This is a genomic window from Candidatus Eisenbacteria bacterium (genome assembly GCA_020847735.1).
Classification (GTDB): domain Bacteria; phylum Eisenbacteria; class RBG-16-71-46; order RBG-16-71-46; family RBG-16-71-46; genus CAIXRL01.
On the sequence record JADLBL010000018.1, the window covers coordinates 124690 to 134912 of the forward strand.

A 10223-nucleotide genomic window follows, 5' to 3' on the forward strand; every position below is an offset into this window, starting at 1 on the left:
CGCTCGCACAGCGGCCCCTATCGGGCACGTGTCCTTACCGGGAAAACGAGGGGGCGCACCCGGGCGAACACGGAATATCGCCCGCCGGCCGGGGATGCGTGCCCGACGCCCCGTGCCCGGAGCGCGGCCCCGGCGCGTAGGCGCTCCGCCCGATTTCAGACGTCCGGCGCCTCGTACCTGCGGACCCAGCGCGCGTAGAAGAACAGCCCGATCGCGGAGGCGATCCCGATCGCGATGAACAGGTACCAGACCCGGTACGGGTGGTAGGTCTGCCACAGCATCGCGGTCGCCCCGTTCGGGTCGAGTCCGGTCGCCTTCTGGACCGCCTCCACCGCGTTCGTGCGCACGACGCCCGCGGGCACGCCGCCGTGCTCCCCGAGCCAGCGCAACGCGAAACCGGCCTTCTCGCCGATCCTTCCGTAGAGTCCGCCGGCCAGGAACGAACCGAGCGCCCAGCCGATGGCGGTCGGCATGTTCGCGTAGCCCATGTACAGGCCCTTCTTGCCTTCGGGCGCGATGATCCCGAGGTAGTCGTTCATCTTGGGGCCGGCGAGCATCTCGCCGAACGAGAAGCAGGCGATGCCGAGCAGGCACGCGACGCCCGACATCGTGAACCCGGCGATCATCAGACCCACGGCCGAGATCACCATGCCGAGGAAGATCGCGAGCACGCGGCGCATGCGGGCCACCAGGTGCGACACCCAGACGACGAACAGGACGATCAGCAGCGAATCGAGGTTGATCATCCACTCCTGCGCCACCATCGTGCCGCGCGCCGAGGTGGTCGTGAACATCGCCGGCAGGCGCAGCGCCGAGACGATGGCGCGCGAGTCCACCCAGTCCACGATGAAGTTCGGCAGCAGGTCGAACAGCTGCATGAACATGAACCAGAAGCCCGAGGTGATCAGGATGAACGCGATCAGGCGCGCGTTGAGCAGGTTCGAAAGGGTGAGCCGCGCGGTCGCCCACACGCCGCCCGACTGGTCGCCCCCGGACTCGATCGGCGGGTAGGTCAGCAGCATGAGGAAGTTGAGCGAGACGATCGCGGCGCAGCCGTAGAACACCGTCGGCCACGAAACGCCGTACAGGAAGTGCGCCAGCGGCGGCCCGAGGAAGCCGCCGACGTTCACGAGCATGTAGAAGGTGCCCCAGCCCACGGACGAATCCTCCTTCGTCATCGTGCGCTGCAGGCCGCCCCAGACGCCCGGCTTGAAGATCGCCGTCCCCAACGCCAGCACGAGGCAGCCGAGGGTGAACGGCCAGAAGCCGCGCTGCGTCGCCATGAGCAGGTATCCGACGACCTTGATGGCGATGGAGACCGCGATCGTCTTCTTGTAACCGTAGCGGTCCGCGAAGCCGCCGGAGAAGATCGGCACGCCGGTCTGCACGAGCGCCCAGAGCATGAAGATGAAACCCTTCTGCTCCTGGGTGAAGTGCAGGCCGTGGATCTCGTCCGCCTGCGCGATGTAGATCGGGATGACGACGCGCACGCCGTAGTAGGCGAGCCGCTCGAGCATCTCCATCAGGTTGAGCATCCAGTACGCGCGGGGCAGCCGGGCGAGCTGCGCGAACATGCCCGTGCGGCCCGGTTCGGCCTGCGGCGTGACGGTCATTCGGCCTCCGCTGGATCGGGGGCGCGGCGCGGGTCGCCGCGCGAGGACACGTCAGCGTAGGCCCCCGCGGGGCGCGGCGGCAGCCGGAGCGTCACCAGTGCGGCGAACGGCGGCACGTGCGGGGCCGGGCCGCCGGCGAGGCCCCGAACGGCCTTCGCGGCCGGTCCGCCCGATCAGCTCCGGGCGAGCTTGCGCAGGACCGTCTGCAGGATGCCGCCATTGCGGTAGTACTCCACGTCCACCGGCGTATCGAGCCGGGCGATGGCCCGGAACTCCAGCACCGAGCCGTCCTCGCGACGCGCCCTCACCGTGACCTTCATGCGCGGCTCGAGCCTGCCCGCGAGTCCCTGGAGGTCGAACGTCTCGCGGCCCGTGAGCCCCAGGCTCTCGGCGCTCTGGCCGGGCTCGTAGCACAGCGGCAGCACGCCCATTCCGACCAGGTTCGAGCGGTGGATGCGTTCGAAGCTCTCGGCGAGCACCGCCTTCACGCCGAGCAGCAGCGCCCCCTTGGCGGCCCAGTCCCGCGAGCTGCCGCTGCCGTACTCCTTGCCGGCCAGCACGAGCAGGGGCGTGCCGGACTGCCGGTACCGTTCGCTCGCGTCGAAGATCGGCATCTGCTCGCCGCCCGGCAGGAGGGCGGTGACGTTGCCTTCGCTGCCGGGTACGAGCAGGTTCTTGAGGCGGATGTTGGCGAACGTGCCGCGCACCATGACGAGGTCGTTGCCGCGGCGGGAACCGTAGGAGTTGAAGTCCTTCTTCTCGAGGCCGCGCTCGCGGAGCCACTTCCCGGCCGGCGAGGCCAGCGCGATGTCGCCGGCCGGCGAGATGTGGTCCGTGGTCACCGAATCGCCGACCATCACGAGAACGCGCGCGCCCGAGATGTCCGCCACGGGCTGAGGCTCCATCGTGAGCCCGTGGAAGAACGGCGGCTCGTGGATGTAGGTGGACGCGGGATCCCAGGCGTAGAGCTCGCCTCCGCCGACCGGAATCTCGTTCCATTTCGGGTTGCCGTCGAAGACGTTGCCGTAGCTCTTCGCGAACATTTCCGGCTTCACGCTCGCGGCCACGAGGTCCGCCACTTCCCTCTGGGTCGGCCACACGTCGCGCAGGAAGACGGGCCGGCCGTCGCGGTCCTGGCCGAGCGGGTCCTGGTCGAAGTCGATGTCCACCGTCCCGGCGAGCGCGTACGCCACGACCAGCGGCGGCGAGGCGAGGAAGTTCGCGCGGACGTACGGGTGAATGCGCCCCTCGAAGTTGCGGTTGCCGCTCAGCACGGCCGCGGCGACCAGCTTGCCGTCGTCGATCGCCTTCGAGACCGGTTCCGGCAGGGGGCCGGAGTTTCCGATGCACGTCGTGCAGCCGTATCCCACGATCGCGAAGCCGAGGTCCTCGAGGGACTGCAGCGTGCCCGAGGCCCGCAGGTACTCGGTCACGACCTTCGATCCGGGGGCGAGGCTGGTCTTGACGTGCGTCTTCGGCTTCAGGCCCTTCGCCGCCGCGTTCCGGGCGAGCAGTCCGGCGCCGACCATGACCGACGGATTCGAGGTGTTCGTGCACGAGGTGATCGCCGCGATCACGACCGCGCCGTGGCCGATCGTGCTGGTCGAGCCGTTGGTGACCTGCGCGGTGCGCGCGACCTCGGGCTCGGCGAGGCCGAAGCCGCGTTCCCTGACCGGCGCCACCAGTCCCTTGCGGAACGCGCGCTTCATGTCGCGCAGCGCCACGCGGTCCTGCGGGCGCTTGGGGCCCGCGAGACTCGCCTCGACGGTTCCGAGGTCCAGCTCCAGCGTGTCGCTGAACGACGGATCGGGCGTCGTGTCGGTGCGGAACAGGCCCTGTTCCTTCGCGTAGGCCTCGGTCAGCTTCGCCGCGTCCGCGCGGCCGGTGCGCTCCAGGTAGCGCAGGGTCTCGGCGTCCACCGGGAAGAAGCCCATGGTCGCGCCGTACTCGGGCGACATGTTGGCGATGGTGGCCCGGTCGGGCAGCGACATCGCCGACAGCCCCGGCCCCACGAACTCGACGAACTTGTCCACCACGCCCTTCTTGCGGAGCATCTGCGTCACGGTCAGGACGAGGTCGGTGGCGGTCACGCCGTCCCGCAGCTGGCCGGTCAGGCGGAAGCCCACGACCTGCGGCGTCAGCAGGTAGAGCGGCTGGCCGAGCATGACCGCCTCGGCCTCGATGCCGCCCACGCCCCAGGCGACCACGCCGAGGCCGTTGATCATGGTCGTGTGCGAGTCGGTGCCGACGAGCGAATCGGGGTACGCCCAGGTTTCATCCCCCGCCCTGGTCGTGAGCACGCAACGCGACAGGTACTCGAGGTTCACCTGGTGAACGATGCCGGTCGCCGGCGGCACCACGCGGAAGTTCGAGAACGCCTTCTGCCCCCAGCGCAGGAACTCGTAACGCTCGCGGTTGCGGGCGAACTCGATTTCGGCGTTGCGCTCGAGCGCCAGCACGTTGCCGAACACGTCCACCTGCACCGAGTGGTCAATCACCAGATCCACCGGCACGAGCGGGTTGATCCTGCGCGGATCGGCTCCGAGCCGCTGGACCGCGTCGCGCATGGCCGCGAGATCCACGATGCAGGGCACGCCGGTGAAGTCCTGCAGCAGCACGCGCGCCGGCATGAACGGAAACTCGACGGGCTCGGCGCCGCTGGCGTGCCATCCGGCCAGGCGCCGGACGTCGGCCTGCGTCACCCGCTCGTCGTCGCAGTGTCGCAGCGCCGCCTCGAGCAGCACGCGGATCGAGTAGGGCAGCTTCTCGAGCGAGGTGCCGAGGCGCGTGGCGAGCCGATCGAGCCGGTGGATGGCGACCGGGCCGGCGGAGGTGGCCAGCGTGTCGCGGGTGCCGAAGAAATCGCGGGCGGGCTTGTCCATGGTCTCGTCCCTTCGCTGGGCGGTGCACAGGTCCGCCGTGGAGAACGGGGGGTCGCACAGGGACCCCGGTGAACGGGCGACAGTCTAGGGTACCGGCCGGGGCCGGGCCAGAACGGAATCTCTCCGGGTCGCTCCGCCTACATCAGCTCGCGCAGGCGCGCGTAGCCGGACCGGCTCACCGGGACCTGGCGGCCGCCGGCGAGAATCGCCACGCGACTGTCGCGGGCGTAGAGCTCGAGCCGCTCGATGCGCTCGACGTTGAGGACGTACGAACGGTGGGTCCTCACGAACCGCGCCGGATCGAGCCCCTCGGCGAGGTCGGCCAGCGACTCGTGCTTGAGCCACGACCTGCCTTCCGCATGGATCGCCACGTAGTCGTCCTGCGCTTCGAGGTAGTCCAGCCGGTCCACCGGGATGACGTGGACGCGCGAACCGTCGCGCACGAGCAGGCGTTCGACGAACTGGCCCGGCGGCCGGGCGGCCGCGGCGAGCCGGACGCCGCTCGGCATGCCCGGCGCGGGGGCGCCGCCGGAAGCGGCCGGCGCGAGGCGCTCACGCACGCGGTCGAGCGCCTCGGCGAGGCGCTCGCGACCGAACGGCTTGAGCAGGTAGTCCACCGCGTGCACTTCGAACGCCTTGAGGGCGAACTCGTCGTAGGCGGTCGCGAACACGATCGCGGGCGGGTCGTCGAGCAGCTCGAGCACCTCGAAGCCGTCGAGCTTGGGCATCTGCACGTCGAGGAACGCGAGGTCCGGCCGCGTCTCGCTGATCGCCTTCACGGCCTCGAAGCCGTTCGCGCACTCGCCAGCGACCTCGAAGTCGGGGTGCGCCTGCAGGTACTCGCGCAGCAGCGCGCGGGCGGGCAGTTCGTCGTCCACGATCATCACCTTCCAGCGTCCCGCTTCAGCCACGTCCGGCCTCCCCGTTCGCCGCCAACGCCGGCAGCGTCAGCGAGACCCGGAACATCCCGCCGTCCCGCCGCGCCTCGAGGCGGGCTTCCTGGGCGCCGTAGGCGTCGAGCCGGCGCCGCACGTTCTCAAGCCCGAGACCGGAGCCCCGCCGCGAAGGCGCCTCCTCATCGAGCGGGTTTTCCACCAGGATCCTCAGCAGGTCGGCGTCGCGATTCGCCTCCACGACGATCGTGCCTCCCTCCACGCGGTCGGCGACGCCGTGTTTGACCGCGTTCTCGACCAGCGGCTGAAGCAGCAGGGGCGGGACGACGCACTCCAGCGCACCGGGGCCGATCCGCCGGTCGAAGGCGAGCCGGGCGCCGAATCGGACCTGTTCGATGGCGAGATAGCGGTCCACCAGCTCCAGCTCCTCGCCCAGGGTCACCGCGTCGCGCGCCCCCAGCGCCAGCGTCCGCCGCAGGAAGTCGCCGAGCCGTTCGCACATGCGCCGCGCCCCTTCGGGGTCCGAGCCCACGAGCGAGGCGATCGAGTTCAGGCTGTTGAACAGGAAGTGCGGATTGAGCTGCGCGCGCAGCGCGCGAAGCTCGGCCTCGCGGGCCGAGACTTCCGTCTCGAGCACGCGCCGCTGGGCCGCGTGCGAGGCCTCGAACGCGAGGAACAGATAGTGGACGACCGCCGACAACACGTAGAGCGGAATGCCGGCGGCGAACAGAACCGCCACCTCGGTGAAGATTCCCGCGCGATCGGGGCCGCGCCCCACCAGCCAGTTGAGCGCCAGCGCCCACACGGCACCCGTCACGCCCCAGACCGCGCTCGCCTGCAGGGCGGCGCCGAGCTGCGACAGGACCACCGCGGGAAGCGGCCGGCCGCCCGTCAACGGGTTCGCCCGACAGACCCACAAGGCCGAAAGGACGATGAAGCCGTAGAGCAGCGTCAGCGGCAGGGCGAACAGGTTCGCCCGCGACGTCGCCTGCGGCACCAGCGCGGTCACGAACAGCGCCAGCGGCAGCCCGGCGAGCAGCCAGGCGAGCACGTAGAGCGCGACCCGGACCCGGTGGCCGAAGAGCGGGTGCATGTCCTACTTCGGTTCCACCGGATCCCGCGGAGCCCCGGGCTCGTCGGGGTCCTGTTCGTCCGTCACCCGCACGCCGCCCGGATCCACGCGGACCTCCCTGCGGACGCGATCACGGACGCGTTGACGGGTCTGGACGTACACCGTCGAGCGTCCCTCCCCGATCGGCGTGTTCTTGACGTCCACGCCGCCCATCATCACGAATCCGCGAATGACCAGCGTGCCCGCCGCCTCCTCGCCGGGCGCGAGCCGCGCCTTGCTCTCGATGCCGCCCATCACCGGGCTCGCCTCCAGCTCCACGCGCCAGTCCTCGGGCACCCGGATGTCGATGCCGCCCCAGATCGCGAACACGTCCAGCACCGCGCGGCCGCCCGCGGCCCGTGCGTTCGTCAGGTCCAGCTCGACGCCGCCCATGACGGCGGTCAGTTCGCCGCCGCGGAACGCCTGCGATTCGTTGCGGCGCGTGACCGAGCCCATGACGGCGAACGAGCGCACGTAGTCGTCCGAATCCGCGGCGCCCGGCGCGGGCGCGGCCGTGGCGCCGCGCATGGCGCGCAGGACGATCTGGACGCCCATGAAGATGAACAGCAGCGGCCAGATGAGGCTGAAGCTGGCGTGCACCACCCCCAGTTCGTCGAGCAGGAAGACGCCGCCGAGCAGCGTCAGGAAGACGCCCAGCCCGGTCTGCTTGTCCATGCCCCAGCCGGTCAGCTTGAGCACGCCGATGACCAGCGGAACGACCGGCCACCAGCGGGTGATGCTGTGCGCATCCATGAAGCTCATGTTGTCGAGCGTCCAGAGGATGCCCAGCGCCACCAGCGCGATGCCGACGATGAGCCTCGCGCTCAGGGGATTACCGCGCGTTTCCATGGTCGATCTCCCAGTCGGTGTCGCCCGCGCCGCGGTCGCGAGCAAGCCAGGTCACGAATGCCCAGCCGAGGATCGCGGCGGAGCCGAGAATCCACAAAGGGCCCAGGACGAGGACGGCGGTCTTGAGCGCGACCGTCGCCATCCTCGTTGCTTCCGGCAGCCGCGTCCACGGCACGAACGCGAGCAGCAGGCAGTTCTGGATCACGAGCCAGAACGTGCACAGGGCCAGCGCCGTCTGCCAGGCGCGATTCAGGCCCGGGCGGGCCGGCTTCGCTCCCTTACGCATCGTGCTTCACCCCCCCGCTGCACTTCTCGCAGCGGCAGCCGGCCGGATGCCGGTCCGGTTTCGGGAAGAATCCGGCGGCGACCGAGCGGGCCACCATGCCGGCGCCGCTCGCGACCAGCGCCAGCGGCCAGCTGTTCGCCCACGTGAGTCCGTACATGCGGTTCGCGGCCATGAGGAACCAGACCCCCAGCAGCGCCAGCGACAGTCCACCGCCGATGTTCTGCGGGCCGCGGGCCAGCAGCAGCTGCGTCAGACCGATCGCGATGATGATGAACGGCCACCAGTCGCGCCACATCCGGAACGGCACCACGTCGAAGTACTGAAGCAGGATGATCGTCCCGACCGCGACGAGCCCGAGTCCCCACGCCAGGCTCCCCTGCCAGTCCTCATCCCTTCGGCATTGGCTCATCTGCCCGCCTCCTTCCGGCCGGATGGCCGCGCCAGAATGGCGCGTCACCGGCGACACGAGCGAAGTTACGGTCGGCTGGCCGCTGTGGCGCGGACCTTTCGGTGAACGGCGGCGGGGTGTCGGCGAACGGCGGCGGAGTCCGGGCCGGCGGCCGCCGGCCATGGCGGCTCAGTCGGGCGCCGACCTGCCCGGACCGACTTCCTGCCGGCGCCGGCGGCGCTCGCGCCTCGCGATCACGAGCGTGCCGACGGCGGTGATGAGCGCGAAGCAGAACCATTGGATCGCATAGGAAAGGTGTACCTGCTCGTCGAGCATGGGCGGACCGGTGCGTGCGAGCGCGACGGGCGCCGCGGAATCGGGCAGCGCGAGGAGCAGCCACGAGGGCGGCACGCCGGGCAGGTACGCGGCGACCGACGCCGAATCCAGCTCGTGGGTGGACCAGAGCTCTTCTCCGGCGCCCGCGAGCCTCCGCCACGGCGGCAGGCCGGCGCGCGCGGGCACGCGTACGAGCACGCCGGTCACGCGGCGCTGCCCCGGCTCGGCCACCTGCGCGGGAGCGGCGTTCAGGCCGTCCTGCGCCTCCAGCCAGCCCCGATCCACGAGCAGCGACCCGCCCGAATCGAGCCGCAGCGGGGTCAGCAGCTCGACGCCCAGATCGGAATCGTGGAAGCGCGCCGTGAGCAGCACGTGGCGCGCGGCGTCGTACTCACCGGCGACCACCACCTTGCGACCGGCCTGCGCGGATCGGCCGCCGGGTTCGCGGGCCAGCGGCGCGGCCGGCGCCGCCAGCGCCGCGGCGCGCGCGGCGTTGAGCGCGCGCTTGCCGGCGAGGCGCGAAAGCTGCCAGAAGCCCGCCGCGACGCACACGGCCGTGACGAGCAGCGCGAGCGCGCCGATCGCGACCGGATGCGGCTTCACGCCGGCGGCTTGGGCGCCGGAGGGGCCATATCGAAGGCGACGATCACCGAGTCGAACCCGCAGGTCTTGTGGGCCGAGTCGCAGAACGGCTTGTTCGCCGATTGCCCGCAGCGGCACAGCGACACCGTCGTCCGGCCGGCGAGGCCGAACGGCCGGCCTTCGTGGTCCACGATCTCGAAGTCCCCTTCCACCCTGAGCGACGCGTTGTTGCGGACCGTGATGCGCGTGGCGGCCATGCGACCCCTCCCCTCGGTTCTGCGGTTCGTGCGGATCGGATGGAACCTAGCAGCGGCTTCCGCCCGCGGCGAACGCCGCGCCGGGACGCCGAAGTCCGCCGCCAGTCCCGCGAAGGACGTCGCCGGTGGAACTCCCCGAAACTCCGGGCCGGGTGGCGGCGTACTGTGGGCACTCGCCGGCGGAAATGGCCGGCATGCGGCCCGCCCCTGACGCGAGTCCGGGCGCCGGCCGGACACCGCGAAACTCGATGTAAGGAGGAAGTCCGTGTTCACCGTGATGCTCTTCGGTGCCCTGTTCGTCGTCGCCATGCTGGTGGTGGGCGTTCTGGTGGCGGTGATGAGCGTGCTCGGGTTCGTGATCACCCTGCCCCTGCGCATTCTCGGCTGGACGCTCAAGCTCGTCGGGCTGGCCCTCTTCCTGCCGCTCCTGCTCGTCGCCGGCCTGCTCGCGGGCGGCGGCGTGCTGGTGGCGCTGATGTTCGGGCTGCTGCTTCCGCTCGCCCCGATCGTCGGTCTGGCCTGGCTGGCGTGGTACCTGGCGACGCGCGGCGGGAAGCGCTCGCAGGCCCGCGTGGTTTCGTGACGCACTTCGCCTGACCGGGCGAATAGCGAGGGCGGTGTCTCCCCGGAAGAGGCGCCGCCCTTCGCGCTTTCCACCCGGAACCGCCCCGCGCCGGCGCCCGCGGCCAGCCCTTCGGCGGGGGCACGAAGCGCGCTCCGGTCGGCGGGTTCGGTCCGACGCGAAGAAATGTCTTGAGTCGCGCGCAACGATCGCCGAGAATACCCGGCACGATGAACCGCGATTTCCGCATTTCGACCGCTTCCGCGCCGCGCATGTGCGCCTGTCCCATGTGTTCCATGCACATGTGCATGCCCACGCACGCGCGGAGCCCGAGACGCCCGAAACCGTAGCCTCATCGAAAACCGGTTCGAAGCACCTGGATCCGCGACGGCGATGCCGAAGCGGATTCTTCGTTTTGGACTCGACCCGTCGCACCCCGGGGCGCGAACGCCACCACCGGAGCC

10 protein-coding genes are annotated in these 10223 nt (G+C 70.7%); 1 reads left to right on the plus strand and 9 read right to left on the minus strand.

Translation table 11 applies throughout. The annotated features are described in order from the left end of the window. Positions 1-155 precede the first annotated feature (155 nt). The 9 genes from IT347_08360 to IT347_08400 all read right to left on the minus strand — a co-directional run bounded on the left by IT347_08360 (position 156) and on the right by IT347_08400 (position 9197). Positions 156-1613: an MFS transporter gene (locus IT347_08360; protein MCC6349589.1), complete on the minus strand. Its 1458-nt coding sequence runs from the start codon at positions 1611-1613 to the stop codon at positions 156-158. 173 nt (positions 1614-1786) lie between these two features. Beyond that, positions 1787-4495, minus strand: a complete 2709-nt coding sequence (acnA, locus tag IT347_08365; protein ID MCC6349590.1) for an aconitate hydratase AcnA — start codon at positions 4493-4495, stop codon at positions 1787-1789. Positions 4496-4632: 137 nt separating this feature from the next. Beyond that, positions 4633-5379 carry a response regulator gene (locus IT347_08370; GenBank protein MCC6349591.1) on the minus strand — a complete coding sequence of 249 codons (747 nt, stop codon included), beginning with the start codon at positions 5377-5379 and terminating at the stop codon, positions 4633-4635. A gap of 19 nt (positions 5380-5398) precedes the next feature. Then, positions 5399-6481, minus strand: a complete 1083-nt coding sequence (locus IT347_08375; protein ID MCC6349592.1) for a histidine kinase — start codon at positions 6479-6481, stop codon at positions 5399-5401. Positions 6482-6484: 3 nt separating this feature from the next. Beyond that, positions 6485-7348 carry a hypothetical protein gene (locus IT347_08380; GenBank protein ID MCC6349593.1) on the minus strand — a complete coding sequence of 288 codons (864 nt, stop codon included), beginning with the start codon at positions 7346-7348 and terminating at the stop codon, positions 6485-6487. Then, a complete protein-coding gene (locus tag IT347_08385; GenBank protein ID MCC6349594.1) occupies positions 7332-7634 on the minus strand; it encodes a hypothetical protein in 303 nt (100 codons plus the stop codon). Before IT347_08385 ends, IT347_08380 begins: the two co-directional genes overlap by 17 nt. After that, the gene (locus IT347_08390; GenBank protein ID MCC6349595.1) at positions 7627-8043 is read right to left on the minus strand and encodes a hypothetical protein; all 417 of its coding nucleotides are present in this window, start codon (positions 8041-8043) and stop codon (positions 7627-7629) included. The genes IT347_08385 and IT347_08390 overlap by 8 nt, the downstream gene beginning before the upstream one ends. 168 nt (positions 8044-8211) lie before the next feature. Next, complete coding sequence (locus IT347_08395) at positions 8212-8961, minus strand: SURF1 family protein (protein ID MCC6349596.1); 750 nt, start codon at positions 8959-8961, stop codon at positions 8212-8214. Beyond that, a complete protein-coding gene (locus IT347_08400) occupies positions 8958-9197 on the minus strand; it encodes a CDGSH iron-sulfur domain-containing protein (GenBank protein ID MCC6349597.1) in 240 nt (79 codons plus the stop codon). The genes IT347_08395 and IT347_08400 overlap by 4 nt, the downstream gene beginning before the upstream one ends. A 265-nt stretch (positions 9198-9462) precedes the next feature. Here IT347_08400 and IT347_08405 point away from each other — a divergent pair, with 265 nt between their 5' ends. Continuing rightward, on the plus strand, positions 9463-9780 hold the full coding sequence (locus IT347_08405; protein ID MCC6349598.1) for a hypothetical protein: 318 nt from the start codon (positions 9463-9465) through the stop codon (positions 9778-9780). The last annotated feature ends 443 nt before the right edge of the window (positions 9781-10223 follow it).

What these genes read in the sequence shown, in the direction of transcription:
- IT347_08360 (MCC6349589.1), bottom strand. Translation starts at nt 1,613, where the DNA reads ATGACCGTCACGCCGCAGGCCGAACCGGGCCGCACGGGCATGTTCGCG.
- acnA (MCC6349590.1), bottom strand. Translation starts at nt 4,495, where the DNA reads ATGGACAAGCCCGCCCGCGATTTCTTCGGCACCCGCGACACGCTGGCC.
- IT347_08370 (MCC6349591.1), bottom strand. Translation starts at nt 5,379, where the DNA reads ATGATCGTGGACGACGAACTGCCCGCCCGCGCGCTGCTGCGCGAGTAC.
- IT347_08375 (MCC6349592.1), bottom strand. Translation starts at nt 6,481, where the DNA reads ATGCACCCGCTCTTCGGCCACCGGGTCCGGGTCGCGCTCTACGTGCTC.
- IT347_08380 (MCC6349593.1), bottom strand. Translation starts at nt 7,348, where the DNA reads ATGGAAACGCGCGGTAATCCCCTGAGCGCGAGGCTCATCGTCGGCATC.
- IT347_08385 (MCC6349594.1), bottom strand. Translation starts at nt 7,634, where the DNA reads ATGCGTAAGGGAGCGAAGCCGGCCCGCCCGGGCCTGAATCGCGCCTGG.
- IT347_08390 (MCC6349595.1), bottom strand. Translation starts at nt 8,043, where the DNA reads ATGAGCCAATGCCGAAGGGATGAGGACTGGCAGGGGAGCCTGGCGTGG.
- IT347_08400 (MCC6349597.1), bottom strand. Translation starts at nt 9,197, where the DNA reads ATGGCCGCCACGCGCATCACGGTCCGCAACAACGCGTCGCTCAGGGTG.